We start from the raw sequence: 26,900 nt of genomic DNA on the forward strand, positions 1-26,900 counted from the left end.
AACGTGAAGCGGAAGATTACGTTAGTTGATGATTTTTTGCGCAATGATCATCTCTTCGATGAGTGACTGAACGGTGTTTGCTTGCGAAGAGAATAGCGGCGTATCCCAGTCATATTCCTTGATTACTCTAATCTGAAAACACCCAGTTATATTGAATGAAGGGTACCAACCGACATCCAACAGCATCGATGCCGGGTACTCTACTTGCAGCAAGTCTTCCTTCAGAGATTCGATCTGATAGGAAGGATCGATATTGTTCAGTGGAGAAAGATCGTCGTGAGTGATTTTTCCCGTGATGAATGTTAGGTCAATCACTTCATTAGTCTCCTGAATTCGTTCTCTGAAATCGGGTGCCCGTGAATTGTTTTGGCGCTTAATTCTATCCGTATCCAGCGACTTGGTTTCCCTTCGCTCGCGCCGATGTCAGTTCCGTATTCTTTCACTTTCCAAGGTTTTCCATTGGTTGCAGCGGTTCCGGTTTTATAGGCCTCTCGTTCCATACTCTCAATATCAATACCGTGCTTGTATTTGGCGGGCCCCGACTTGGTTGAGGTTATCGTTTCCCCCCAAGTCATTTTTTTTGAGGGTGTGTGCTTGTAACCGTGTGGTGTCCAGCCAACTGTTTCCGGGAAGGGAAGTTTCGGCTCTCCAGCAACAACCTTAACTTTCCCTGCCGGTTCCTCAACCCCAACCGCCGCCCCGCATTTCCCCGCCCCCGGACAATCACTCAACCCCAACGGATCGACCCACCCCGTCGGGTTTCGCGTGTACTGATACTGGTTCAATCCTCCGGCCAGTTTGCTCGGATCCGGCGTCAAATACCGTCCGACCTCCGGCTGGTAATACCGATGCCGGTTGTAATGCAGGCCGCTCTCGGCGTCGAAATACTGACCCTGAAACCGCAATGGCTGGTCAAGGATCTGGTGGGTGTTCCGGTTCAGTCGGGTGAGGCGGCCGTAGGCGGTGTATCGGGCGGCCCAGACGATGTCGCCGCTGTAATCCGTGAGCTCTTGCGGTGTACCGAGATGGTCGAGCTGGTAGTAAAACGGGCAAGCCTTGCGCGGACCTTTGCCGTCGAGCATGGCCAGCGGCCGCAGGCTGCCCGGTTCGTAGACATAACTGCGGTAATGCTCGCGGCTGCTTTCGGCGACGAGGTTGTCGCCCTGCCAGAAGAACTCGGTGGTTTTGCCGTCGACCGTTTTGCTGATACGACGGCCGAAGGCGTCATAGCGGTAACTCGCGCAACGACCGTCGGGCAGGGTGACGCCGATCAGCCGATGCTGGCAGTCGTAACGATATTCGGTGACAAGTTTTTGCCCAGTGCCAATCAGTTCGCGGCTGAGGTTGCCGAAGGCGTCGTAATCGTAATGCCGGTCGCCTTGTCTCAGCAGGCGATTACCCAGCACCTTCGCTACGCCGGGGCGATCCTGCATCAGCAGGTTTCCGGCCGGGTCGTGGGCGAAGGTTTCCGGTTGGTGATCGCGGGAGTGGCGGACGCAAATCAGCCGGTCGAGCGGGTCGTAGCGGTAGCTGCGCTGGCCGTGCCGGGAGTCGGCGATGCTGTCGAGATTGCCATTGGCGCTGTAGGCAAAATCGCGGCGATACAGCGATTGCTGCTGTCGGCTTACAGCGTGGGCCTTCAAACGTCCCTGGTCGTCGTACTGGTACTCGCTGAGCAACAGGCCCTGTCGGCGGGTCTGTTCGCGATTGGCGACCAAGGTATGCGACGTCAGGCGAGCCCCATTGAGGTCAATGGCCGTCAGTGCGCCACCCTTGGCATGGTGGAAATCGAGTTTGCTGTTGTCCGGCAGACGCAGGTGATTGAGTTGTCCACAGGCATCGTAGCCATAGCGCAACGTGCCCCATCCTTGGTGTTCGGTGACCAGCCGGTCCTGTTGGTCGTACGCGAACTCCAGCGGGTGGTCATGTCCGTCATCGACGCTGATCAACCGCCCAAGGCTGTCATAGCGGTACTCGACGCTGACGCCGTCCGGCAGCGTCTTGACCAGCAAGCGTCCAGTCGAATCCCGTTGATAAGCGGTAATCAGTGTCGAGTCGTCATCACCGAACTCGGTTTTCTCCAGCAGATGACCGTTGAGGTCGTAGGCATAGGCGGTGCGACGGCCATCGAACCCGGTTTCCTGTCGGATCAATCCATTGGGTGTGTAGTCCAGCTGATATTGCTCGCCGGATTCGTTTTCGATCCCGGTCAGCAGTAACTGCGCGTTGTCGTAGCGGTAAAGCAGTTGCGTGCCGTCGGGATTGATCCTGCGGCTGATCAGGTGCAGATCATCGGTGTATTCAAAACGGGTGATGCGGCCCAGCTCATCACGTTCGGCAACGATCTTGCCGTAGGCGTTGTAGCTGAAGGCGCGAGTGGCACCTGTGGGAAACGTCGTCTGGAGCAGTCGTCCAACGGCGTCCCATTCGTACCGGGTGACGGCACCGTGCTCGTCCTGACGAGTAGTCTGCCGGCCAAGCATGTCGTAGGAAAAACGCCGTTGGCTGCCATCCGGCAAGGTCTCTTCGATCAACTGGCCCAGGGCATTGCGGACGAGTAGATGCCGACTGTTGTCTGGGTAACGGGCCGAGAGCAGCCGACCTTTTCCGTCGTAGTGATAATGGGTGACTTGCCCGTCAGGATCGGTCGCTTCGGTGACGTCCCCCTGGGCATTGCGCTGGTACCTCCACACCGCTTTGCCGCGAGACTGCGCATGCAGGAAACCATGGCGGTATTCGTAGGACGTCGGCTCGCCTTCAGGTGGAGCCAGGGCAATCAGTCGCCCGATTTCGTCATAGCGGTATTGGGTAATCGCCCCCAGCGGATTCTTTTCGGCAATCAGCCGGCCTTTTTCGTCATAGGCGTTGCAGTGTTCCGCTCCGTCCGGTTCAACCCGCCGCACGAGCCGCGCCTGATGATCGTGCTGGTAAAACGCTTCGCTGCCATCGACGTTTTTTACCTGCACGCCACCGTTGTCATCCCAGACGTACCGCGTATCCATTTGTGAAAACGACGCCCAATGTCGGACGCATCGCGCGGCCTTGCCGGACCTTTCCCACTCCCAGAAGAAACTCGCGCCACCGGCCAGCTGCCGCTGCAAAATGACCTGCTGGTCGTCGTAGTCGTAGCGTTCGCTTTCACCGAGGGCATTGGTGGCTTCGATCAACCGATGGCAGGCGTCGTAACGGTAGGCAACCAGTGTTTGTTCGGTGTGCCAGGCGTCTTCCAGCGTGGCGGCTGGATGAAAGCTCTGATACTCGACGGCAGCGAGGTGCCGGCGGTCATAGCGCAATCGCAGTGAGCGCCCGGCGCCATTGTCGAGGCGCTTGATTCTGTCGGACCTGTCGCGCTGCACTGTCAGCCGATTGCCATAGGCGTCGCTGATGGCCGTCAGTCGTCCTGTCCGGAAGTGGTAAAAGCGCACTGTTTCGCCGGCCAGTGCGAGCATCAGTTCTTCCGGCTCGTCCCCCAGATAAATCGCCGCCCGCGACAGGCTGTTGTGGATGGCCGGTCGTTCGCTGTCTGGCAGCGGGAAAGTGATGCGACGGTTTTCGTGGTCGATCCAGCTGACGATGTCGCCATCGATTTCCAGCCGATGCGCCAGGGAATGACTCCAGCCAAATCCGAGCCCTCCGTCGATTTCGGCGGCACTGGTGCGGTACACGCGGGTGAACTCGAACGGCAACAGACCATCCAGCGAGCCATCGATCAGGGTCAGCAGTTCTTCGCCGGTGACCATCGACACCGGGCAGCCGTTGGTCGCGGTGTTGTCCGCTGAATCGACACTGTCGCCGTTCGGGTTTTTCGCCGGGGCGGAGGCATCATCGCGATGTTCCTGCCGGCTCAGGCGGGTCTTGGCTTCGGACTTGTTGCGGGCAATGGCGAGCGGATTGTTGACCTGCACAGCCGCTGATTGACCGTCGTTGATGTGCAGTGGAACCGCTGGCGCAGGTTTGAATGGCGCATTCCTGGCGTTGACCATCAATGGTTTAAGCGCGCCCGCGTGACGGGTAAGATCAGCGCCCGTCGTAACCCCGGCCAGTCGCACACTCGCCGCCGCCAGCCATTGTCGTGCACGCTCGGACTTGATCTTGCCCAGTACTTTGGCGCTCATGCCGACGGTCAAGCCTGCAGGACCCGTGAGGCGCACCAGCAGGAAACCGATCAGTACCTCTGTGCGAATGTCCGCCACCACCTCGGCGACGAACTGCGGCGGCAACAGGCGCAACCAACTGGTGAAGGCCGCGAGATGGATGAACATCAACGGTTCATCGCTCAACACCAGCAACACGTTGGCGATGGCTTCCGCCGACGCGTTCAGCAGCGTTTCGAGCTCAACCTCGCTCAGGTACTCAAGGAGTTTTTCGCTGTTGGCTTGCAGGTCGGCCATCAGGGCAAAGACCTGCTTCACGTCATCCCACAAGCCGTGCAGCGACTTCTCGAAACCACGCCAATCGGCCTGTTGCAGCAGGCCATAGCGCTCAGTGAACCCGGCCTCGGTAAACCCAGCCCACAAGGGCTCAAACTCGGTCGTCCACTCGTTGCGCAACCAACCTTCAAGTTCGTCGATCACGCTTTGATAAGAGGCGTAAAGCGCTTTGACGTGGGCGACGGAAACGTCGGGAAAAAATGTGATGCGGTATCGCTGGCCACGCCAGCATTCAGGGATTTCGAGAATGCCGCTGGGGCCAATGACTTTGTGAATCGCCTCGCCAAACGTCGGTACGCCTTTGTCCTCGGCCAGCAGGGGTTCGAGCATCACTGGCGTATCGCCAATCGGCACAAAGCGCGCCGTGTCAAACATGTGCACCAGGGTCAAAGGGCCGCTGGCCGGGCACGTGGCGAGGGTCGAGCTGATGGGGCCGGTAGAATTCTTCGGTGCGCTCAAGCGAACGTCGTCACCGACCTTGAACACCTGCTCGACGTCCAGCGCCCAACTGGTCCAGAAATTTTCCGCCCAGGCTTCGTAGTCATTGAGGCAGAGACGAAAATCCCCAAGCAGCGCCTCGACGTCCGGTTGTCCGGGGTTCATGGCGGCGACCACGATCAGGCCGATGGCGTTGTTCAAGGCCAGGACCTTGTCGGGGTTGAACATTCGCAGTCCCTCGCGCGGGTCGATTTTGATCGCGAGACTTTGCGGGGGATCAACAGGGAAAGAAGTCGGGAAAGGAGGCGTTTGGTGTAGGGCGAATCGCTAAATCATGGGCAGCGCTTTGGAACAGGTTCTGTCGGCGTCGGGAGATTGCCCGTTGCTCAATGTCGGCCGCGCTCGTTATGCTGCTGAACCCTTTAATCCAATCCGCGATTCAGCCGTACCTGAATCGGTCGGGATGTCATTAAAAACGGATCAGATGCGATGAATGCACCGCTGAAAGAGTTCGGCCCGATCAAAGCCGTGATTTTCGATATGGACGGCTTGCTGCTGGACACCGAGGGCATTTACACCGAGGTGACGTCGATCATTGCCGGGCGCTATGGCCGGACCTTCGACTGGAGCGTCAAGCAGAACATCATCGGCCGTGGCGCGGGCGATCTGGCGCGTTATGTGGTCGAGGCGCTGGAACTGCCGATCACTGCCGAGGAGTTTCTGGTGATCCGCGAGCCGCTGATGCGCGAGCGTTTTCCTACAGCGTTGGCGATGCCGGGGGCAGAGGAACTGGTTCGGCACTTGAAGGCCAACAACATTCCGATTGCAGTGGGCACGAGTTCTTCGCGTCAGTCGTTTGGCCAGAAAACCACGTTGCATCGCGACTGGTTTGCGTTGTTCGACTTCATCGTGACGGCCGATGACCCGGAGGTCGGTGCAGCCAAGCCCGCGCCGGATATTTTCCTCACGGCAGCACGACGCCTGGGCGTGGCGCCTGAGGATTGCCTGGTGTTCGAAGATTCGCCGTTCGGTGTCACGGCGGCGAAAGCGGCGGGGATGACGGCGATTGCGATTCCCGATGCGGCGATGGCTGACGAAAAATACGCACACGCTGATGGCATTCTTCGTACGCTGAAAGCGTTCAAACCGAGTGCATGTGGTTTGCCCGCGCTCGAGTGGGCCTAACACGACACGCAGGAAGAAACCGGCAAATGTGGGAGCGGCGGTGCGACGATTCGACTTGCTCGCGAAGGCGTCGTATCAGTCGACATAATTGTTGCCAGGCACTCCCTCTTCGCGAGCAAGTCGAATCGTCGCACCGCCGCTCCCACATTTGATTTGCGTTTAACTCATCAAGCGCCGAAACCACCGTCGATGGTCAGGCTCGCCCCTGTGATATAGCCCGCTTCCGGCCCCACAAGGTAGGCGACGAAACTGGCGATCTCTTCCGCTTTGCCGTAACGACCCACCGCCATCAGCGGGATCAGGCTTTCGGCGAAGTCGCCGCTGGCCGGGTTCATATCCGTATCGACCGGGCCCGGTTGCACGTTGTTGATCGTAATCCCGCGCGGGCCGAGGTCACGGGCCAGGCCCTTGGTCAGGCCGACCAGTGCCGCTTTGCTCATGGCGTACGGGCCGCCACCGGCGAAGGGCATGCGGTCGGCATTGGTGCTGCCGATGTTGATAATGCGACCGCCTTCGGTCATGTGTTTCGCGGCGGCCTGGGTAGCGATGAACACGCTGCGTACGTTGATCGCCAGCGTCTGGTCGAAGTCTTCGAGTTTGAAATCCTCCAGCGGGGCAACGGCCAGCACGCCAGCGTTGTTGACCAGGATGTCCAGGCGACCGAAGGCTTTGACGGTGGCGCTCACGGCGTTGCGGATGGCCTCGGCGTCGGCACTGTCGGCCTTGATCGCCAGCGCTTTGCCGCCGTTGCCGGTGATGCTGTTTTGCAGCTCTTCGGCCTTGGCCGTGGAGCTGACGTAGGTGAAGGCAACGGTTGCGCCTTCGGCGGCCAGGCGTTTGACGATGGCTGCGCCGATGCCGCGGGAACCGCCTTGAATCAAAGCCACTTTGCCGCTGAGGTTCTGAGTAGTCATGCTGATCTCCAAAGTCCCGAGGCGAGATGTCTCGGTTGATGGAGGCTAGTATCGAATTCTGATTACACGCTGAGTAGCCGGTAATTGCGATAGTCTGTGTAAACCAGAAGTTTATAGTGACGCCTATGGAAACCTTCAGCAGTATCGAATGCTTCGTGCGCAGCGCGGAAGTCGGCAGCTTTGCCGAAGCTGCGCGGCGACTGAGCCTGACACCCGCCGCGGTGGGCAAGAGTGTGGCAAAACTTGAGGCGCACCTCGGTGTGCGGTTGTTCCAGCGCAGCACCCGCAGCCTGACGTTGACCGAGGCCGGTCAGTTGTTTCTCGGCGAAGTTAGCTCCAGCTTGCTCACGATCCAGAATGCGGTGGCTAACCTTGCCAGCGCCGAAGGGCGTCCGGCCGGTACGCTGAAAGTCAGCATGGGCACGGTGTTCGGACGATTGTATGTCGTGCCTTTGCTGGGTGAGTTTCTGCGGCGGTTTCCGGCGATCAACCCGGATTGGCACTTCGATAACCGACAGGTCGATCTGATCGCTCAGGGATTCGATGCCGCGATAGGAGGGGGATTCGAGCTGCCGCAAGGCGTCGTGGCGCGCAAGCTGACGCCGGCCCATCGGGTATTGGTGGCTTCAGCCGAGTATCTGGCAGGGCGTGAGGCGATCGTCGAACCCGATGATCTCAAACATCACGATGGCATCCTCATTCGGTCGCCGCAGACGGGGCGCGTGCGTTCCTGGCAGTTGACCAGTCGCACTCAGCAACACAGTCCTCTGACGCTCAAGGCGCGGATGACCATGAGCGATTCGGAAGCTGCCTGTGCGACCGCGACTCAGGGGTTGGGCATTGCGCTGGTGAGCATGCCGTTTGCTGCGGGGTACCTGGAGGCCGGGACGTTGCAGCGGGTGTTGCCCGATTGGTACGTCGACGATGGCAACATTTCTATCTATTACGCGGAGCACAAATTGTTGCCGGGCAAGACCCGGGCGTTTGTCGATTTCATTATTGAGCAGTTTGCGGAGCAGGGGTTGGGGCGGCGGTTTAGTGCTCTATGAGGTTGGCTTGCTCGCGATGGTGTCGACTGGGTCTAACGGTGCAAACTCAACGCCCAAACCGGCCCGGCCACCCAATAATGTTCTTCGGCCGCGGCGTCGCGTACGTCCGCACTTTCGACGTCGACAACCCCAATCGCACCAGCGATTCGGCAATGGTCACCGCCGCTGTCACACCATCCACCACCGGAACCCCGGTGCGCCGGCGAATCTGTTCGTCCAGCCCGGCCATCCCGCCGCAGCCGAGGCAAATCACCTCGGCCTTGTCCTCAAGCACCGCCCGTTCAGCCTGACCAACAATCGCTTCCAGCGCCCGCTGCGGATCGGATTCCAGCTCCAGCACCGCGAGGCCACTGGCCCGCACCGATGCGCATCGGTCCCAGAGGCCGGAGAGTTTCAGGCGGTCTTCGATCAGCGGCACCGTTCGGTCCAGCGTAGTGACGACCGAATAGGCATGGCCAAGAAACATCGCCGTGCTCGCGGCGGCATCGGTGATGTCCACCACCGGCACATTGAGCAACTCCTGCAACCCTTCTCGACCGTGCTCGCCATAACCGGCCTGGATCACCGCATCGAAAGGCTGATCGTAGGACATCACCCGGTCCATCACCGCGATAGCGGCGAGGTAGCTTTCGAAATTGCCTTCGATGGAGTCGGCGCCGAAATGTGGGGTCAGGCCGATGATTTCGGTACCGGGCGCGGCCACGGCTTGTGCCGAACGGGCAATGGCCTGGGTGATGGATTCAGTAGTGTTGACGTTGACCACGAGAATTCGCATGGGAAGTCCTTATAGCGGGGTGGTTCTGCGGCCCGACGGTGCCGGGCCGTCATGGGGTTAATGGCTGACGTTGTCGACTGCGATGGCTTCGCCGTTGACGTCCGCGTAGTGGGGCTGCCGCTTGGCGATGATCAGGTAAAGCATCCCGGCAATGCCGGCGCCAATGAGCCAGGAGAAGGGCGATACGAGGTGGAAACCCGGCACCAGCGCCAGGACGATGGCGATCAGCGCTGCAGGAGTGAACGCCGCCACCGCACGTAAGTTGACGCCACGGCTGTAGTAATAAGCGCCGTCGGGGTCCTCGCTGTACAACTGCGGCACGTTGACCTGACCTTTTCGTACAAGCCAGTAGTCGACCATGATCACGCCGTACAACGGGCCGAGCAGGGCGCCGAGGCCGGACAGGAAATACACGATCACCAGCGGGCTGTTGTAGAGGTTCCATGGCAGGATCAGCACCGCAATGGTCGCACTGATCAGCCCGGCGCGGCGGAAGGTCAGGTACTTCGGCGCCAGGTTGCTGAGGACGAAGGCCGGGGCGACGAAGTTGGCCATGATGTTCACCGCCACGGTGACGATCAGGAACGCCAGGCACCCGAGTACCAGAAAGAAGGTGTCGGGAATCGACGCAATGATTTCAGTCGGGCTTTCGATGATCCGGCCGTTGATCTGAAATTGCGCACCGCACAACAGGACGGTGATGCCGGCGAACACGAGGATATTCACCGGCAGGCCCCAGAAATTTCCGACCTGGATCGTCTTGCGGCATGGCGAAGAGCGGGCGAAGTCGCAGAAATTGAGAATCAGCGTGCCGTAGATTGCCAGCCACAATGCACCACCGGCGAAGATGTTGCGCCACATCTCGCCGCCGGTCAGCGGCTCGCGGATCGACCAGGCGATGGTCGCGTTGGCCTGAAAGTACATCCAGGCGGCGAGGGCCGCGACGGTCAGCAGAATCATCGGTCCGGCAAACGCTTCGTAGCGCCGCACCATCTCCATGCCGTAGGCAAGGATCGCCAGTTGCACCAGCCAGATGGCAACGAAACACACCCAGCCCAGGCTCGACAGACCGAGGATCGAATTGTGGTCGTAGTCGGCGAAGCCCGGATGCACTGCCGTCAGCAGCACGCGAAACACCACCGAGGCCAGGTATGTCTGAATGCCGAACCAGGCGATGGCGATAACGGCGCGGATCAGTGCAGGAATTTGCGCCCCGTGGATACCGAAACTGATCCGGCTGATGACTGGAAACGGCACCCCGGTTTTCTGGCCCATGTAGCCGGACAAGTTCATGAAGCCATACACCAGCGCCGCACCGATCCCGAGCGACAGCAGAATCTGCCAGCCGCCCAGGCCCAGCGCATACAAACCGATGGCGAAGGAGTAGTTGGCGATGTTGTGAACGTCGTTGGTCCACAGGGCAAAGATGCTGTAGCGCCCCCAGCGCCGGCCTTCGGCTTTGGTCGGCGCCAGGTCTTTATTGTGCAGGCGCGGGCTGAGCACCACGGGTTCTTGAAAGGTTTTATCGTGAGCAGTAGGTGGAAAGGAGGACAGATCCAGCGCGATGTTGTTATCAGGGAGGCGAGTACGCATTCCGGCAGGCTCCGAGCTTGGCGTCGCGATGACTGTGCATGAGCGTAGGCTCGACAAATCTTCGTCGCGGGCAACAAGCGTCATTGGTTACGGGGCATCTGCAGCCTGTACGGGATAGGGCGCTTCAGGCTTGCGGATCTAAAGTGTGTGTATGTTTTGATTTGATTGTATACAAAACATGTATGCACATAAGCCAGATCCATGCCAGCCAGAGGTCTATGATTTTCGCTGCTAATTTCGTTTTGTTATTGATGTGCAATAAGTGATTGAAATTCAGGTGATATAAATTGACCGGATGAACAGGTATTTATTTTTCAGCGGGATTCGCGGGGAAGGTCTACAGAGGAATTCAGGAAGGGAGGATGTAACCATTTGGGGCGTCGAAACAAAAAGTGCACACATTAATGGCACCTATGGTGACATTCGTGTGTACACATTTAATGGGGCTGGTCACGAAACCTGCAGGAGCCTGGCTTGCTGGCGATAGCGGTGTGTCAGCCACAGCTTCTTGACTGGAAAATCGCTATCGCCAGCAAGCCGGCTCCTACAGGAAATTCGCCAGGCGGGATCAGGCTTTGGACTTGCTGATGATATTACCGGCATGCAACCCGCATTCTTTCTGCGTTGCCTCTTCCCACCACCAACGACCTTCACGCTCGTGCTGGTTTGGCAGTACCGGGCGGGTGCACGGCTCGCAGCCGATGCTGATGAAGCCGCGCTCATGCAGGCTGTTGTACGGCAGCTCAAGCATGCGGATGTAACCCCAGATTTCCTCGCTGGTCATTTGCGCCAGCGGGTTGAATTTGTACAGGGTGCGTTCCGGGGTGGAGAAGGCGGTGTCGATTTCCAGCACCGCGACGGCGCTGCGGGTGCCAGGGCTCTGGTCCCGACGCTGGCCGGTGGCCCAGGCGGTCACGCCCGACAGCTTGCGGCGCAGAGGTTCGATCTTGCGGATGCCACAGCATTCACCATGGCCGTCCTTGTAGAAGCTGAATAGGCCTTTTTCCTTCACGAACGGTTCAAGTTTCGTGTAGTCCGGCGACACCAGTTCGATGTCGATCTTGTAGTGCTCGCGCACCTGATCGATGAAGCGGTAAGTCTCGGGATGCAGGCGGCCGGTGTCGAGGCTGAACACTTTGACGTTCTTGTTCAGCTTCCAGGCCATGTCCACCAGCACCACGTCTTCGGCGCCGCTGAAAGATATCCACAGGTCATCGCCGAACTCGGCAAACGCGAGTTTCAGGATGTCCTGGGCGGATTTGTTGGCATAGGTCGTGGCGAGTTCCACGACATCGAACGATGGGCTCATCAGGGCGGCTTCCTACAGGTCGGTGGCGCTGGGCGCTCTATATGGGCTGATGGTAACAAAATCCTGCAGTGGCTGGCGCGCCCTCTGCGTTGCGCAGCCCCGCCCGAGTCGCTAGAGTTCGGCAGTCCTTTTGCTCGCTCGACTCAATAATCAATACAAATGGGAGTGTCTTGTGGAAATTGCCTGTCTGGATCTTGAAGGTGTGCTGGTCCCGGAAATCTGGATCGCCTTCGCCGAAAAAACCGGGATCGAATCCCTCAGGGCCACCACCCGGGACATTCCCGACTATGACGTGCTGATGAAGCAGCGCCTGCGGATCCTCGACGAACATGGCCTGAAACTCACCGACATCCAGGAAGTGATTGCCACGCTCAAGCCGCTGGACGGTGCTGCCGAGTTCGTCAACTGGCTGCGCGAGCGCTTTCAGGTGGTGATTCTGTCGGATACGTTCTACGAGTTCTCGCAGCCGCTCATGCGCCAGTTGGGCTTCCCGACCTTGCTTTGCCATCGTCTGATTACCGACGATACCGGGCGGGTAACGAGCTATCAGTTGCGTCAGAAAGATCCGAAGCGTCAGTCGGTTTTGGCGTTCAAGAGCCTTTATTACCGGGTGATTGCTGCGGGAGACTCGTACAACGACACCACGATGCTGGGCGAGGCGGATGCGGGGATTCTGTTCCATGCGCCGGATAACGTGATTCGCGAGTTTCCGCAGTTCCCGGCGGTGCACACGTTTGAGGATTTGAAGCAGGAGTTCATCAAGGCTTCGAATCGGGCGTTGAGTTTGTAGTCGCCTGACATGATGCCTTCGCCAGCAAGCCGGCTCCTACGGGTTTTGTGTGGAACCACGATGACGCGATCAACACAAAACCCGTAGGAGCCGGCTTGCTGGCGATGCTGTTAAAGGTTTTGCAGGGTGTCGAGCAACACCTTCACCTTGGTAATCGATTCCTGATACTCGGCCTGCCACTCCGAATCCGCCACGATCCCGCCGCCGCCCCAGCAACACACCTGCCCATCCTTCACCAGCAAGCTGCGGATCGCGATGGAGCTGTCCATCTCGCCGCGCACGTCCAGATACAGCAACGAACCGCAATACAACCCGCGTCGGGTCGGCTCCAGCTCATCGATGATCTGCATCGCGCGAATTTTCGGGGCGCCGGTAATCGAGCCGCCCGGGAAGCTGCCGGCGATCAGGTCCAGGGCATCACGGTCATCCGCCAGTTCGCCCGTCACGCTGCTCACCAGGTGATGCACGTTCGGGTAACTTTCCAGGCTGAACAATTCCGGCACTCGTACCGAGCCGATGCGGCAAGTCCGGCCCAGATCATTGCGCAACAGGTCGACGATCATCAGGTTTTCCGCGCGGTCCTTGGGGCTGGCCAACAATTCGGCGGCGTTCGCCGCATCTTCCGCATCGGTCAGGCCGCGAGGGCGGGTGCCTTTGATCGGGCGGGTTTCAACGTGGCGTTCGCTGACTTTGACGAAGCGTTCAGGCGACAGGCTCAGCACCGCGCCACCGTCGGGCAGGCTCTGGAAGCCGGAGAAGGGCGTCGGACATGCTGCACGCAACGCGCAGTAAGCGGCCCACGGATCACCTTCGCACTCGGCGCGAAAACGCTGGGCGAAGTTGACCTGGTAGCAGTCACCAGCCTGGATGTACTGCTGAATACGCTCCAGTGCCCGGCGATATTGATCAGCGCTCAGATCGGCATGCATCGGCGTTTTCAGTTGAAATGCCTGGGCCGCTGCGACCGCAGGTTGAGTGAACAGCGTCATCAGCCGTTGACGTTCGCTGTCGATCAGTGACGGGTGGAACACCAATTGACTGGTCATTCGTTGGTGATCGCTGATCAGCGCCCAGTCGTACAGTCCGAAACGCGCATCGGGCAACTGCAGATCATCTTGTGCCTGGCTCGGCAGGCTTTCCAGATGCCGACCGAAGTCATAGCTCAGATAGCCCATCAAACCGCCAGCGAAGGGCAGATCATGCGGAACAGTCGCTTCGCCCAGTCGTGTCAGATGGGTGCGCAGACGCTGCAGGAAATCGCTGCCACTTTCGTCAGGCAACACCGTCAGTTGCTCGAGTGGCCAGGCACTGAGCAGGTCATAACGTCCGCGATCAGCCGTTGGTCGGCCGCTGTCGAGCAGCACGGCACCGGGGGCATGACGGATCGCCGCGAAGTACTCGGCGGGATTGGCGAGATAGGGCAGGGGGTGTACGGAACAGGTCAACATGGGCGGGGCAGATCAGCCATCGAGGCGGGGTGGCGATTGTAGTCCCCTCAGGGAATTGCTCCTAGAGGGGATGTCGCGAAGTGACCGATCGGCAGCGGTAGCACGAACCTGTGGCGAGGGGGCTTGCCCCCGTTGGGCTGCGGGGCGGCCCCAAAATCAGGCCTGCTGCGCAGTCCCACGGGGGCAAGCCCCCTCGCCACAAGGTCAGCCTTCAACTGCTGGGATATGTCCGAACATCTCCTGAACAAACTCGACCCGCTCCTGCACCGACTCGGTAATCCCGCGAGCCTTCAGCTCCTCCAGCCGCGCCTCGACCGCATGGGTGCGCAACGTCAGGCCGCAATCATTGGCGATCTGGATGTTCAACCCCGGCCGGGCATTCAGCTCAAGAATCAGCGGCCCCTTTTTCTGGTCCAGCACCATGTCGACACCGATGTAACCCAGCCCGCACAGCTCATAGCAGCCGGCGGCGAGTTTCATGAAGCCGTCCCAGTAGGGCAGCTGCACACCGTCCACCGCGTTGGTGGTGTCGGGGTGTTTGGTGATGATGTTGTTCAGCCAGGTACCGCGCAGGGTCAGGCCGGTGGCGAGGTCGACACCGACGCCGATGGCGCCTTGGTGCAGGTTGGCCTTGCCGCCGGACTGGCGCGTCGGCAGGCGCAACATCGCCATCACCGGGTAGCCCATCAGCACGATGATGCGGATATCCGGCACGCCTTCGTAGCTGATGCTTTTGAAAATCTGATCGGGCGTCACGCGGTATTCGATCAGTGCACGGTCGCGGTGACCACCCAGTGAATAGAGGCCGGTGAGGATGCTGGAGATATGGTGCTCGATTTCCTCATGGCTGATGATCTTGCCGGACACCGTGCGATAGCGCCCCTCGAAACGGTCGGCAACCACAATGATGCCATCGCCGCCGGCGCCCTGGGCCGGTTTGATCACGAAGTCGTTGCGCCCGCCGATGATCTCGTCGAGGTTGTCGATCTCTTTCTCGGTGGAGATCACGCCATACAGTTCCGGCACGTGAATGCCGGCGGCGATCGCCCGTTCCTTGGTGATGATCTTGTCATCGACGATCGGGTACAGGCTGCGCTTGTTGTACTTGAGCACGTAGTCCGCGTTGCGCCGATTGATCCCCATGATGCCCCGGGCTTCCAGGGCCTTCCAGGTCTTCCAGAAGCCGAACATCAGGCGTCAGCCTTCTTCAGGAATGCCTTGAAACGTACCAGTTCAGTCAGGCGGTAACCGCGATAGCGCCCCATCGCCAGCATGAAGCCCACCAGAATCAGCAGGACCGCCGGGAAGGTGAACACAAAGTAAATCAGTTCCGGCACGCTCATGATCAGGTGCGCCAGGGTGGCGGCAAACAGGGTGCCGATCGCCACTTTCATCGCATGCCCGGAACCGCGTTCTTCCCAGGTAATCGACAGGCGTTCGATAGTCATGGTCAGAATCACCATCGGGAACAACGCCACGGACAACCCGCGCTCCAGGCCGAGCTTATGGCTGAGCAGGCTGATCGCCGCGATCAGCACCACCACAAATGTCAGCACCACCGACAGTCTTGGCAACATTTGCAGTTTCAAATGCTCAAGGTACGAGCGCAGCGACAGCCCCAGTGCGGTGATGATGGTAAACAGCACAATGCCGAAGCCGAGCTGGGTTTCGCGGAAGGCGAGGGCGATCAGCACCGGGGTAAAGGTGCCGAGGGTCTGCAAGCCGATCAGGTTGCGCAGGATCAGGATCACCAGCACGCCGATCGGGATCATCACCATGATCATGAAGGTCTGCTGGGTTTGCAGCGGCAGGCCATACAGCGAGTATTCGAGGAAGTTGGCGTCGGTGTTTTCGTCGGTCAGCTTGGCCAGGCGAATGGCGTTCATTTCGCTGTTGTTCATGCTGAAGGTGACGGTGGCTTTCTTGCCGCCATCGACGGTGATCAGGTTTTCGTCGCCGGTCCACCACAGCAGGCGGTCGGTCGGCAGGCCTTGTTCGCCGGTTTCCGGGTTGAAGTACAGCCAGTCGGTGCCGTTGAAGCTGCGCAGCCAGAGCTCAGGCGTTTGCGGTTGGTCGGCCACCAGACGAATGGTGTGGACCTTTTCCACCGGCACGTGGGCGATGGACAGTACCAGTTCGACGATTTTGGCCTTGTGCCCGCTGGACGGGTCGCCGCCCAGCAACAGTTTCACGTTGTCGTCATTGACGTTGTTGACCCGCTTGATCGCCTCGCCAATGAAGGTTTCGACATCGGCCGAGTGCTGGCGAATCGGCGCGAGCAGGGCTTCGGCGGCGACTTTTTCCGCGCCTTCGACGGCAATGCTGTCGCGGAAGGTCGGGCCCTTGATCTTGGATTTTTCACCGGTATAGCGCTTGGTCAGCACCAGACGGTAATAAAGCGTCTGGTTGCCCTTCACCCGTCGCGCCGACCAGGTGACCTTGCGGTTACCGTCGACACGGTTCACGGCCACGCCGTAATTATTGGAAATAAAGCTTTCGTTGAGGCTGACGTAGTCGCGGCTCAGCGGTGGCACGAACATCTGGATCTTGACCGGGTCCTTGGCATTCGGGACGAACTCGACTTTGGCGTCGATGTTCCACAAGTCGTCGGTGGCATCTTCGGTCACCGGAATGCCAAGCACGAAGATCTGATAGGCCGTAACTGAAATGCCCAGCACCACCAGGATGGCGATCAGCATTTTCAGATGAAGGGTAAGAGAGCGCATTGGAATTACTCTGCGGTATGTGCGTCGGTGGCGCAGGCGGGTTTGCCAGCAGCGTATTTAAGACTGGGGTCGACCAGCGCATCAAAGCGTTTGAGCGCTTCGGAGCCGATCAGGAGCGGATATTGGAAGGCACTTCTGTCGGTCAAGTTCACTTCGATGCTGCGTAAAGCCGAACCCATGCAGATATCCAGCTCGATCACCGGACGGGCGGTGTATTTCTTGCCTTCGTCCGGATCGTAGTCGCCGGCGCGACGCTTGATCTTGCTGACGCGCGCCAGCGGCCGTTCGATCGGGTGCGAGTGCGCCGCGTCGATCGCCAGATAGAAGCGTACCCAGGATTCGCCATTGCGTTTGAAGCGTTTGATGTCGCGGGCGCTCAGGGAGGCGGTTTTCGCCCCGGTGTCGAGTTTGGCCGCGACTTCCAGGTTGATGCCATCCAGCGAGGCGTACTCGTTGAGGCCGTACACGGTCTTTTCCCCCGCCGCGGCGACACCGGGCAGGCAAAGCAGATAAAAGAAGGTGGGGAAGGGCTTGAGTCTCATAAATCCTGGTGCGCAGCGGTCCGTGTTTCGATTCAAGGCCCTGGCATCGCTGCGCAAGCTCCCTCGTATGCCTATCAGCCATTTATGACAAGCAGTGCAGATGTCACAAACAAATGCGGGCGGCATTCTAGCACGGTGGTTTTATGGCGCCAGCGTTGGACTTTTGGGTTTGGTGTTCGCTCGCAGGCGGGCGCGGGGCAGATCAACGCTGGTAGAGGCGTCGATGGAGGTAGTCACCGGTTGACGGACAGGCTCAGGGCGTGAGGGGGCGACTACCGCCACAGCAGCGCGAGGCGGCCTTCGGGCCGACCTGGGCTTGAAGCGGGCGCGCTTCGCTCATTTGTCGTTTACATCCCTCTTGAGCAACTCCTATTAAATGTGGGAGCGGCGGTGCGACGATTCGACTTGCTCGCGAAGGCGTCCGGTCAGTCGACATCAATGCTGAATGCCAGTTCGCATTCGCGAGCAAGCCGAATCGTCGCACCGCCGCTCCCACAGGGGATTTTTGGTGGGCATGACATGGGGGTTCACCGCCGATGACCTTGACGAACATCAGGTCGGCTATAAGGCCGCCTCGCTTTGGCTTTTGATCTTGATCTGCCCCGTCGGAAGGCCGAGCGCAGGTTCTGCGCAGTGGGCAACCCGGCATGGATGCCGGGTTAGTCGCCCCCGGCCATGGATGGCCGATGGCGGCGGGCCCTCGGAGCAGGACCGGAGCGAGGGCATGGCGAGCCCTAGCGAGCCACCGTACGTCAGGGGCGCAGGCGCTTGGTTACTTGGCGCTTTTCCAAGTAACCCGCCGTAAGGGCGGAACCATTACCCGCCGTTACCGCAGCAACGGATATGTACCCCATCAAAAGAATCGCCCCGCCGCCAAAAGCAGCAACGGACATGCACTCGGTCTACGCTAAAAACAATCCGGTTATTAGACGATTGTCGACAATACCCATTTATCCTTTGACTAAGAGACCTGTATTCGCTAGTTTTTGCCGCATCAGCTTTCAAGGTGTCGACAATATGCTGGATCAACTCGATCCCCCGGTCATTGCCCAAGACGATCCGGAAACACTTTCCGAGAACGTCTTCCGACGCATTCAGGCGGCCATCGTCAAGGGCGAGATCGCCCCGGGCAGCAAGATCTCCGAGCCGGAACTGGCGCGCACCTATGGCATCAGCCGCGGCCCGCTGCGTGAAGCCATTCACCGTCTGGAAGGCCAGCGCCTGCTGGTTCGCGTGCCGCACGTCGGGGCGCGGGTGGTTTCCCTGAGCCACGCCGAGCTGCTGGAGCTCTACGAAATCCGCGAATCCCTCGAAGGCATGGCCTGTCGCTTGGCCGCTGAACGCATGACCGTCGAAGAAATCGACGAGCTGCGCCACGTCCTTGAAACCCACGAGCGCGATGCGGCGTTTCAGGCCGGTGTCGGCTATTACCAGCAGGAAGGCGATTTCGACTTCCATTACCGAATCATCCAGGGCAGCGGCAATCGCACCCTGACGCAGATGCTCTGCGGCGAGCTTTATCAACTGGTGCGCATGTACCGCATCCAGTTTTCCACCACGCCCAATCGCCCGCGCCAGGCCTTTGCCGAGCACCACAGGATTCTCGATGCCATCGCCGACCGTGACGGTGAACTGGCCGAGTTGTTGATGCGCCGTCACATCGGCGCCTCCAAACGCAATATCGCCCGTCACTACCAGGACGGCGCTACTAAGACAGCCACTGAACGAGGTGAGTCATGAGTTCCAACAAGAGCACTCCAGGCCAGCGTTTCCGCGATGCGGTCGCCAGCGAACATCCGCTGCAAGTGGTCGGCGCGATCAACGCCAACCATGCGCTGCTGGCCAAGCGCGCAGGTTTCAAGGCGATTTACCTGTCGGGTGGCGGGGTGGCTGCCGGCTCCCTCGGCGTGCCGGACCTGGGCATCACCGGCCTGGATGACGTGCTGACCGATGTGCGTCGCATCACCGACGTGTGCGACCTGCCGCTGCTGGTGGACGTGGACACCGGTTTCGGTTCCTCGGCGTTCAACGTCGCGCGCACCGTCAAGTCGATGATCAAGTTCGGCGCGGCGGCGATTCACATCGAAGATCAGGTCGGCGCCAAGCGCTGCGGTCACCGTCCTAATAAAGAGATCGTTTCGCAGCAGGAAATGGTCGACCGCATCAAGGCGGCGGTCGATGCGCGCACCGACGACAGCTTCGTGATCATGGCCCGCACCGACGCCCTGGCCGTTGAAGGTCTGGAATCCGCACTGGATCGCGCTGCGGCGTGCATCGAGGCCGGCGCCGACATGATCTTCCCGGAAGCGATCACTGAGCTTGAGATGTACAAGCTGTTCGCCAGCCGCGTGAAAGCGCCGATCCTGGCCAACATCACCGAATTCGGCGCGACGCCGCTGTACACCACCGAGCAGTTGGCCGGTGCCGATGTGTCGCTGGTGCTATACCCGTTGTCCGCGTTCCGAGCGATGAACAAGGCTGCGGAAAACGTCTACACCGCGATCCGTCGCGACGGCACGCAACAGAACGTGATCGACACCATGCAGACGCGCATGGAGCTCTACGATCGCATCGACTACCACACGTTCGAGCAGAAGCTCGATGCGTTGTTTGCCGCGAAGAAGTAAAGATCAAAAGATCGCAGCCTCGTTTTACTCGGCAGCTCCTACGGGGAGGTTGCCGGACGCGGTCGATGTAGGAGCTGCCGAAGGCTGCGATCTTGTTGGCAACACCCAAATTTGCCGATTCCCTAACAAATTCAAGAAAACTGGAGACAGCAATGGCCGAAGCAAAAGTACTCAGTGGCGCCGGGCTCCGTGGCCAGGTTGCCGGGCAAACCGCACTGTCCACCGTGGGCCAGTCGGGCGCAGGCCTGACCTATCGCGGCTACGACGTTCGCGAACTGGCGGCTGACGCCCAGTTTGAAGAAGTGGCCTACCTGCTGCTGTACGGCGAACTGCCGACCCAGGCGCAACTGGACGCCTACATCAGCAAACTGGGCAAGCTGCGCGACCTGCCGCAAGCGCTCAAGGAAGTGCTGGAACGCATCCCCGCCGACGCCCACCCGATGGACGTGATGCGCACCGGTTGCTCGTTCCTGGGCAATATCGAACCAGAGAAAGATTTCTCCGAGCAGCACGACAAAACCGACCGCCTGCTGGCCGCGTTCCCGGCGATCATGTGCTACTGGTATCGCTTCAGCCACGACGGCAAACGCATCAGCTGCGTGAGCGACGAACAATCCATTGGCGGCCACTTCCTGCACTTGCTGCACGACAAGAAGCCAAGCGAGTTGCACGTCAAAGTGATGAACGTTTCGCTGATTCTCTACGCGGAACACGAGTTCAACGCGTCGACCTTCACCGCTCGGGTGTGTGCATCGACCCTGTCCGACCTGTTCTCCTGCATCACGGCGGCCATCGGTTCCCTGCGCGGCCCGCTGCACGGCGGCGCCAACGAAGCGGCGATGGAAATGATCGAACGCTTCTCTTCGCCTGAAGAGGCGGTCGAGGGCACCCTCGACATGCTGGCGCGCAAGGACAAGATCATGGGCTTTGGCCACGCGATCTATAAGGACAACGATCCGCGCAATGAAGTGATCAAGGGCTGGTCGAAAAAACTCGCCGACGAAGTGGGCGACACGGTGTTGTTCCCGGTTTCCGAAGCCATCGACGCAACCATGTGGGAGCAGAAAAAACTGTTCCCGAACGCTGACTTCTACCATGCGTCGACGTACCACTTCATGGGGATTCCGACCAAGTTGTTCACGCCGATTTTTGTCTGCTCGCGCCTGACCGGCTGGGCGGCGCATGTGTTCGAACAACGTGCCAACAACCGCATCATCCGCCCGAGCGCCGAGTACGTCGGCGTCGAACAGCGCAAGTTCGTGCCAATCGAACAACGCTGACCGGGGTGGGCCTGGGATCTGAATTCAACGCAGATCCCCTTGTAGGAGCCGGCTTGCTGGCGATGGCGGTCTGACATTCAACATTGATGTCGACAGATATACCGCTATCGCGAGCAAGCTTGCTCCTACAGGGGCGATGTGAATTTCAAGATCGGTGCCAGGCCTCGCCTTTTGAAACCACCGTGACCGAGTCCTGACGATGAACACTGAATTCCGTAAACCGCTGCCCGGCAGCCATCTGGATTACTTCGACGTCCGTGCGGCAGTCGAAGCCATCCAGCCCGGCGCCTACGACACTCTGCCGTACACCTCCCGCGTGCTGGCGGAAAACCTGGTGCGTCGCTGCGACCTGGCCACGCTCACCGAATCCCTGAAGCAATTCATCGAGCGCAAACGCGACCTCGACTTCCCATGGTTCCCGGCCCGCGTGGTGTGCCACGACATTCTCGGCCAGACTGCGCTGGTCGACCTCGCCGGCCTGCGTGACGCCATCGCCCTGCAAGGTGGCGATCCGGCGCAAGTGAACCCGGTGGTGCCGACACAACTGATCGTCGACCACTCCCTGGCCGTCGAGCGCGGTGGTTTCGATCCGGACGCGTTCGAGAAGAACCGCGCCATCGAAGACCGTCGCAACGAAGACCGTTTCCACTTCATCAACTGGACCAAGAAAGCGTTCAAGAACGTTGACGTGATTCCGCCCGGCAACGGGATCATGCACCAGATCAACCTGGAGAAAATGTCTCCGGTGATTCAGGTGCGCGATGGCGTGGCGTTCCCCGACACCTGCGTCGGCACCGACAGTCACACCCCGCATGTCGATGCGCTGGGCGTGATCGCCATCGGCGTCGGTGGTCTGGAAGCCGAAAGCGTTATGCTCGGTCGCGCATCGTGGATGCGTCTGCCGGAAAGCGTCGGCGTCGAGCTGACCGGCAAGCTGCAGCCAGGCATCACCGCCACCGACATGGTGCTGGCGCTGACCGAGTTCCTGCGCAAGCAAAAAGTCGTTGGCGCATGGCTGGAATTCTTCGGCGAAGGCGCCTCCGCGTTGACCCTCGGCGACCGCGCTACCATTTCCAACATGGCCCCGGAGTACGGCGCCACCGCAGCGATGTTCTACATCGACCAGCAGACCATCGACTACCTCAAACTCACCGGCCGTGAAGACGAGCAGGTGCAGCTGGTCGAGAACTACGCCAAAACCACGGGCCTGTGGGCCGACAGCCTGAAGGGCGCGCAATACGAGCGCGGCCTGACTTTCAACCTGTCCTCGGTGGTGCGCAACATGGCGGGCCCGAGCAACCCGCACGCCCGCGTCGCCACATCCGATCTGGCCGCGCGAGGCATCTCCGGCCAGTGGGATGACGTGCCGGGGCAGATGCCCGACGGCGCGGTGATCATCGCCGCCATCACCAGCTGCACCAACACCAGCAACCCGCGCAACGTGATCGCGGCCGGCCTGCTGGCGCGCAACGCCAACAAGCTCGGGCTGACCCGCAAGCCATGGGTCAAATCGTCCCTGGCGCCGGGTTCGAAAACCGTCGCTTTGTACCTCGATGAAGCGGGCCTGACGGACGAACTGGAACAACTCGGTTTCGGCGTCGTGGCTTTCGCGTGCACCACCTGCAATGGCATGTCCGGCGCGCTGGACCCGGTGATCCAGCAAGAGATCATCGACCGCGACCTGTACGCCACCGCCGTGCTCTCCGGTAACCGCAACTTCGATGGTCGGATTCACCCTTACGCCAAGCAAGCATTCCTCGCTTCGCCGCCGTTGGTGGTCGCGTACGCCATCGCCGGCACCATCCGTTTCGACATCGAAAAAGATGTGCTGGGCCTGGATGCGAACGGCAAGGAAATCCGTCTGAAGGACATCTGGCCGAGCGACGAAGAAATCGACGCGGTGGTGAAAGCCTCGGTCAAACCGGAGCAGTTCCGTCAGGTCTACATCCCGATGTTCGCCATCCATGAAGACACCGGCCCGAAAGTGACGCCGTTGTATGACTGGCGCGAGATGAGCACCTACATCCGCCGTCCTCCGTACTGGGAAGGCGCATTGGCCGGCGCGCGTCCGCTTAAGGGCATGCGCCCGCTGGCGGTGCTGCCGGACAACATCACCACCGATCACCTGTCGCCGTCGAACGCGATCATGCTCGACAGCGCCGCCGGCGAGTACCTGGCGAAAATGGGCCTGCCGGAAGAGGACTTCAACTCTTACGCGACGCATCGCGGCGACCATTTGACCGCGCAACGCGCCACCTTTGCCAACCCGAAACTGTTCAACGAAATGGTCCAGGAAAACGGCAAGGTCAAGCAGGGTTCGCTGGCCCGTGTCGAGCCGGAAGGCAAGGTCATGCGCATGTGGGAAGCCATCGAAACCTACATGGAACGCAAGCAGCCGCTGATCATCATTGCCGGCGCCGACTACGGTCAGGGTTCGTCCCGCGACTGGGCGGCCAAGGGCGTGCGTCTGGCAGGCGTGGAAGCGATTGCCGCCGAAGGTTTCGAGCGCATCCACCGCACCAACCTGGTGGGCATGGGCGTGTTGCCGCTGGAGTTCAAGCCAGGCACCAACCGTCACACCCTGGCCATCGATGGCAGCGAAACCTACGACGTGATTGGCGAACGCACGCCACGCGCCGAGCTGACGCTGGTGATCAATCGCAAGAACGGTGAGCGCGTCGAAGTGCCGGTGACCTGCCGCCTCGACACCGCTGAAGAAGTGTCGATCTATGAGGCCGGCGGCGTGCTGCAACGCTTTGCACAGGACTTCCTCGAAGAATCGGCGGTCGCCGTCTAAATCACCCAGTGCGGGCACGGGGCTTCAAGTCCCGTGCCTGTCTTGAAGGAGCACCCATGGCTCACGCACCCCAGATCAAAATCCCCGCCACCTACATGCGCGGCGGCACCAGCAAAGGCGTGTTTTTCAGCCTGAAAGACCTGCCCGAAGCGGCACAGATTCCCGGCCCGGCGCGCGACGCCTTGTTGCTGCGCGTGATCGGCAGCCCCGACCCATACGACAAGCAAATCGACGGCATGGGCGGCGCGACCTCCAGCACCAGCAAAACCGTGATCCTGTCGAAAAGCATCAAGGCTGATCACGACGTCGACTACCTGTTCGGTCAGGTCTCCATCGACAAGCCTTTCGTGGACTGGAGCGGCAACTGCGGCAACCTGTCGGCGGCGGTCGGTTCGTTCGCCATCAGCAACGGTCTGGTGGACGCCAGCCGCATCCCGCACAACGGTGTGGCGGTGGTGCGCGTGTGGCAGGCCAACATCGGCAAGACCATCATCGCCCATGTGCCGATCACCAACGGTGAGGTTCAGGAAACCGGTGATTTCGAACTCGACGGCGTGACCTTTCCGGCGGCCGAAGTGCAGGTCGAATTCATGGACCCGGCAGCGGAAGAAGAGGGCGGTGGCGGTTCAATGTTCCCTACCGGCAACCTGGTGGATGACCTTGAAGTGCCCGGCGTCGGGACTTTCAAGGCGACCATGATCAATGCCGGTATTCCGACTATTTTCGTCAATGCCGAAGACATCGGTTACACCGGCACCGAGCTGCAAGGTGCGATCAATGGCGATCCGAAAGCACTGCAGATGTTCGAGACCATCCGTGCTTATGGTGCGTTGCGCATGGGACTGATTTCGAACCTTGACGAAGCGGCCAGGCGGCAGCACACGCCGAAGGTTGCGTTTGTGGCCAGGCCGGCGGATTACGTGGCGTCCAGCGGCAAGGCGATCAAGGCGGGTGATGTCGACCTGCTGGTACGCGCTCTGTCGATGGGCAAATTGCACCACGCGATGATGGGCACCGCTGCGGTCGCAATCGGTACGGCAGCGGCGATTTCCGGCACCTTGGTTAACCTTGCCGCCGGCGGCATCGAGCGCAATGCCGTGCGCTTCGGGCATCCGTCCGGGACGTTGCGCGTCGGCGCCGAGGCCAGCCAGGTGAACGGTGAATGGACCGTGAACAAGGCCATCATGAGCCGCAGTGCGCGGGTGTTGATGGAAGGCTTCGTGCGCGTGCCGGGCGATTCCTTCTAATCCAACACACCCACCTGTAGGAGCCGGCTTGCTGGCGATCCCGACAACTCGGTGTATCAGACAAGACCGCGTTGCCTGGATCGCCAGCAAGCCGGCTCCTACAGAGAGTGCATTTCAATTATAAGAATCTGATTACCCTGAACCGAGGTCCCCTCAACGAACCACTTCAAGAGTGAATCGAACATGAGCGCCAACGTCGACCTGAACAACCGCCCCGACTACGACAGCGTCCTGCAGGACATTGCCGATTACGTCCTCAACTTCAAGATCGAGTCCGGGGAAGCGCTGGACACCGCCCGTAACTGCCTGATCGATACCCTCGGCTGCGGCCTGCTGGCCCTGCGCTTTCCCGAATGCACCAAACACCTGGGCCCGATCGTCGAAGGCACCGTCGTCCCGTTCGGCGCCCGCGTACCCGGCACCAGCTATCGTCTCGATCCGGTCAAAGCCGCGTGGGACATCGGCTGCATCGTGCGCTGGCTCGATTACAACGACACCTGGCTCGCCGCCGAATGGGGCCATCCGTCCGATAACCTCGGTGGCATTCTCGCGGTGGCCGATCACCTGTCGCAAAAGCGCCTGGCCAATGGCGACGCGCCGCTGACCGTCCGCGCCGTACTTGAAGCGATGATCATGGCCCACGAGATTCAGGGCGTCATCGCGCTGGAAAACTCCTTCAATCGTGTCGGCCTTGATCACGTCATCCTGGTGAAAGTTGCCTCGACCGCCGTTACCGCCAAACTGATGGGCGCCAATCGCGAGCAGTTGCTGTCCGCGTTGTCCCATGCCTTTGCTGACGGGCAAGCGTTGCGCACCTATCGGCATGCGCCGAATGCCGGTTCACGCAAATCCTGGGCGGCGGGTGATGCGACCAGTCGAGGCGTGCGTCTGGCGGACATCGCAATGCGGGGCGAGATGGGCATTCCCGGCGTACTGACCGCCAGACAGTGGGGCTTCTACGACGTGTTGTTCAGCCACACCAACAACGACCTGGCGCTCAAGCCCGAAGACAAGCGTGCCTTCGGTTTTACCCGTTCATATGGCAGCTACGTGATGGAAAACGTGCTGTTCAAAATCAGCTTCCCGGCCGAATTCCACGCACAAACGGCTTGCGAAGCGGCTGTGACGTTGCATCCGCAAGTCAGGAATCGCCTGCACGAGATCGACAGAATCGTCATCACCACCCACGAGTCGGCGATCCGCATCATTTCCAAGGTCGGCCCGCTGGCCAACGCGGCAGACCGCGATCACTGCATCCAGTACATGACCGCCGTCCCGCTGGCCTTCGGCAATCTGGTGGCCGAGCAATACGAAGATGACTTCCATGCGGCGCATCCGATCATCGATGTGCTGCGCGAGAAAATGGTCATCGTCGAAGACCCGCAATACACCCGCGAATACCTGGAGGCGGACAAACGCTCGATTGCCAATGCGATACAGGTGTTTTTCAAGGACGGTTCAAGCACCGGGAAGGTGGTGGTCGAGTACCCGATCGGCCATCGTCGGCGCCGCGCGGACGGTATTCCGCTGCTGGAGGACAAGTTCAAGGCGAACCTGGCGACGCGCTTTACGGCGCAGCGCAGTGCCGAGATATTTGCATTGTGCAAGGACCAGGCGCGGCTTGAGGCAACACCGGTGAACCGGTTTGTGGATTTGTTCGTGATTTAAGACCGCGTCATCGTTCTTCGCGAGCAAGCCCGCTCCCACATTTGATCTTCAGTGGGCACAGAAATGTGGGAGCGGGCTTGCT

Annotated in this window: 19 protein-coding genes; 9 read left to right on the top strand and 10 right to left on the bottom strand. The window is 60.1% G+C overall.

Annotated elements, in window-relative coordinates:
• Window positions 1-21: 21 nt before the first annotated feature.
• The gene (locus tag FBY04_RS10830; RefSeq protein WP_145315206.1) at window positions 22-315 is read right to left on the bottom strand and encodes a hypothetical protein; all 294 of its coding nucleotides are present in this window, start codon (window positions 313-315) and stop codon (window positions 22-24) included.
• Window positions 312-5,096, bottom strand: coding sequence for an RHS repeat-associated core domain-containing protein (locus tag FBY04_RS10835; RefSeq protein WP_145315207.1), 4,785 nt, complete (start codon window positions 5,094-5,096; stop codon window positions 312-314). Before FBY04_RS10835 ends, FBY04_RS10830 begins: the two co-directional genes overlap by 4 nt.
• Window positions 5,097-5,357: 261 nt before the next feature.
• Between FBY04_RS10835 and FBY04_RS10840 the strand changes: the two genes are divergently transcribed.
• The gene (locus FBY04_RS10840; RefSeq protein ID WP_084318775.1) at window positions 5,358-6,053 is read left to right on the top strand and encodes an HAD-IA family hydrolase; all 696 of its coding nucleotides are present in this window, start codon (window positions 5,358-5,360) and stop codon (window positions 6,051-6,053) included.
• A 167-nt stretch (window positions 6,054-6,220) separates the two neighbouring features.
• Here the strand turns inward: FBY04_RS10840 and FBY04_RS10845 are convergent, their stop codons facing one another.
• A complete protein-coding gene (locus FBY04_RS10845; protein WP_145315208.1) occupies window positions 6,221-6,967 on the bottom strand; it encodes a 3-oxoacyl-ACP reductase family protein in 747 nt (248 codons plus the stop codon).
• Window positions 6,968-7,092: 125 nt separating this feature from the next.
• Here FBY04_RS10845 and FBY04_RS10850 point away from each other — a divergent pair, with 125 nt between their 5' ends.
• A complete protein-coding gene (locus FBY04_RS10850) occupies window positions 7,093-8,016 on the top strand; it encodes a LysR family transcriptional regulator (protein WP_084318771.1) in 924 nt (307 codons plus the stop codon).
• Window positions 8,017-8,062: 46 nt separating this feature from the next.
• Here the strand turns inward: FBY04_RS10850 and FBY04_RS10855 are convergent, their stop codons facing one another.
• From FBY04_RS10855 to FBY04_RS10865, 3 genes are all read right to left on the bottom strand, one after another.
• Entirely contained in the window at window positions 8,063-8,791 is a 729-nt protein-coding gene (locus tag FBY04_RS10855) for an aspartate/glutamate racemase family protein (protein WP_084318769.1), read from the bottom strand.
• 57 nt (window positions 8,792-8,848) lie between these two features.
• A complete protein-coding gene (locus FBY04_RS10860; RefSeq protein WP_145315209.1) occupies window positions 8,849-10,384 on the bottom strand; it encodes an NCS1 family nucleobase:cation symporter-1 in 1,536 nt (511 codons plus the stop codon).
• A gap of 568 nt (window positions 10,385-10,952) precedes the next feature.
• Entirely contained in the window at window positions 10,953-11,693 is a 741-nt protein-coding gene (locus tag FBY04_RS10865; RefSeq protein ID WP_008042297.1) for a phosphoadenylyl-sulfate reductase, read from the bottom strand.
• A gap of 172 nt (window positions 11,694-11,865) precedes the next feature.
• Here FBY04_RS10865 and thrH point away from each other — a divergent pair, with 172 nt between their 5' ends.
• Window positions 11,866-12,483, top strand: a complete 618-nt coding sequence (gene thrH / locus FBY04_RS10870) for a bifunctional phosphoserine phosphatase/homoserine phosphotransferase ThrH (RefSeq protein WP_084318765.1) — start codon at window positions 11,866-11,868, stop codon at window positions 12,481-12,483.
• Window positions 12,484-12,593: 110 nt separating this feature from the next.
• Here the strand turns inward: thrH and pabB are convergent, their stop codons facing one another.
• The 4 genes from pabB to FBY04_RS10895 all read right to left on the bottom strand — a co-directional run bounded on the left by pabB (window position 12,594) and on the right by FBY04_RS10895 (window position 17,199).
• Entirely contained in the window at window positions 12,594-13,931 is a 1,338-nt protein-coding gene (gene pabB, locus FBY04_RS10875) for an aminodeoxychorismate synthase component I (protein WP_145315210.1), read from the bottom strand.
• Between the two features lie 204 nt (window positions 13,932-14,135).
• Window positions 14,136-15,122 (bottom strand): alpha-L-glutamate ligase-like protein, encoded by a 987-nt coding sequence (locus tag FBY04_RS10885; protein WP_145315212.1) that lies wholly within the window; start codon window positions 15,120-15,122, stop codon window positions 14,136-14,138.
• Entirely contained in the window at window positions 15,122-16,657 is a 1,536-nt protein-coding gene (locus FBY04_RS10890; protein ID WP_084318759.1) for an inactive transglutaminase family protein, read from the bottom strand. Before FBY04_RS10890 ends, FBY04_RS10885 begins: the two co-directional genes overlap by 1 nt.
• Before the next feature lie 5 nt (window positions 16,658-16,662).
• Window positions 16,663-17,199: an ATP-dependent zinc protease gene (locus FBY04_RS10895; protein ID WP_084318757.1), complete on the bottom strand. Its 537-nt coding sequence runs from the start codon at window positions 17,197-17,199 to the stop codon at window positions 16,663-16,665.
• Window positions 17,200-18,219: 1,020 nt separating this feature from the next.
• Between FBY04_RS10895 and FBY04_RS10905 the strand changes: the two genes are divergently transcribed.
• The 6 genes from FBY04_RS10905 to prpD all read left to right on the top strand — a co-directional run bounded on the left by FBY04_RS10905 (window position 18,220) and on the right by prpD (window position 26,818).
• Entirely contained in the window at window positions 18,220-18,939 is a 720-nt protein-coding gene (locus tag FBY04_RS10905) for a GntR family transcriptional regulator (protein ID WP_178118274.1), read from the top strand.
• The gene (prpB, locus tag FBY04_RS10910) at window positions 18,936-19,826 is read left to right on the top strand and encodes a methylisocitrate lyase (protein WP_008027432.1); all 891 of its coding nucleotides are present in this window, start codon (window positions 18,936-18,938) and stop codon (window positions 19,824-19,826) included. Before FBY04_RS10905 ends, prpB begins: the two co-directional genes overlap by 4 nt.
• Before the next feature lie 152 nt (window positions 19,827-19,978).
• Complete coding sequence (gene prpC / locus FBY04_RS10915; RefSeq protein ID WP_084318753.1) at window positions 19,979-21,106, top strand: 2-methylcitrate synthase; 1,128 nt, start codon at window positions 19,979-19,981, stop codon at window positions 21,104-21,106.
• Window positions 21,107-21,305: 199 nt separating this feature from the next.
• Window positions 21,306-23,903, top strand: coding sequence for a Fe/S-dependent 2-methylisocitrate dehydratase AcnD (gene acnD, locus FBY04_RS10925; RefSeq protein WP_145315214.1), 2,598 nt, complete (start codon window positions 21,306-21,308; stop codon window positions 23,901-23,903).
• A 56-nt stretch (window positions 23,904-23,959) separates the two neighbouring features.
• Window positions 23,960-25,150 carry a 2-methylaconitate cis-trans isomerase PrpF gene (prpF, locus tag FBY04_RS10930; protein ID WP_084318749.1) on the top strand — a complete coding sequence of 397 codons (1,191 nt, stop codon included), beginning with the start codon at window positions 23,960-23,962 and terminating at the stop codon, window positions 25,148-25,150.
• Window positions 25,151-25,333: 183 nt separating this feature from the next.
• Window positions 25,334-26,818 carry a 2-methylcitrate dehydratase gene (gene prpD, locus FBY04_RS10935; protein ID WP_084318747.1) on the top strand — a complete coding sequence of 495 codons (1,485 nt, stop codon included), beginning with the start codon at window positions 25,334-25,336 and terminating at the stop codon, window positions 26,816-26,818.
• The last annotated feature ends 82 nt before the right edge of the window (window positions 26,819-26,900 follow it).

The sequence above is a fragment of the Pseudomonas sp. SJZ080 genome (assembly GCF_007828295.1).
Classification (GTDB): Bacteria; Pseudomonadota; Gammaproteobacteria; order Pseudomonadales; family Pseudomonadaceae; genus Aquipseudomonas; species Aquipseudomonas migulae_A.

Coding starts and splice junctions, on each gene's coding strand:
- prpF (WP_084318749.1), top strand. CDS start 23,960: ATGGCTCACGCACCCCAGATCAAAATCCCCGCCACCTACATGCGCGGC.
- FBY04_RS10855 (WP_084318769.1), bottom strand. CDS start 8,791: ATGCGAATTCTCGTGGTCAACGTCAACACTACTGAATCCATCACCCAG.
- prpB (WP_008027432.1), top strand. CDS start 18,936: ATGAGTTCCAACAAGAGCACTCCAGGCCAGCGTTTCCGCGATGCGGTC.
- FBY04_RS10835 (WP_145315207.1), bottom strand. CDS start 5,096: ATGTTCAACCCCGACAAGGTCCTGGCCTTGAACAACGCCATCGGCCTG.
- FBY04_RS10895 (WP_084318757.1), bottom strand. CDS start 17,199: ATGAGACTCAAGCCCTTCCCCACCTTCTTTTATCTGCTTTGCCTGCCC.
- pabB (WP_145315210.1), bottom strand. CDS start 13,931: ATGTTGACCTGTTCCGTACACCCCCTGCCCTATCTCGCCAATCCCGCC.
- FBY04_RS10845 (WP_145315208.1), bottom strand. CDS start 6,967: ATGACTACTCAGAACCTCAGCGGCAAAGTGGCTTTGATTCAAGGCGGT.
- FBY04_RS10850 (WP_084318771.1), top strand. CDS start 7,093: ATGGAAACCTTCAGCAGTATCGAATGCTTCGTGCGCAGCGCGGAAGTC.
- acnD (WP_145315214.1), top strand. CDS start 21,306: ATGAACACTGAATTCCGTAAACCGCTGCCCGGCAGCCATCTGGATTAC.
- FBY04_RS10890 (WP_084318759.1), bottom strand. CDS start 16,657: ATGCGCTCTCTTACCCTTCATCTGAAAATGCTGATCGCCATCCTGGTG.
- prpC (WP_084318753.1), top strand. CDS start 19,979: ATGGCCGAAGCAAAAGTACTCAGTGGCGCCGGGCTCCGTGGCCAGGTT.
- FBY04_RS10860 (WP_145315209.1), bottom strand. CDS start 10,384: ATGCGTACTCGCCTCCCTGATAACAACATCGCGCTGGATCTGTCCTCC.
- FBY04_RS10865 (WP_008042297.1), bottom strand. CDS start 11,693: ATGAGCCCATCGTTCGATGTCGTGGAACTCGCCACGACCTATGCCAAC.
- prpD (WP_084318747.1), top strand. CDS start 25,334: ATGAGCGCCAACGTCGACCTGAACAACCGCCCCGACTACGACAGCGTC.
- FBY04_RS10885 (WP_145315212.1), bottom strand. CDS start 15,122: ATGTTCGGCTTCTGGAAGACCTGGAAGGCCCTGGAAGCCCGGGGCATC.
- FBY04_RS10840 (WP_084318775.1), top strand. CDS start 5,358: ATGAATGCACCGCTGAAAGAGTTCGGCCCGATCAAAGCCGTGATTTTC.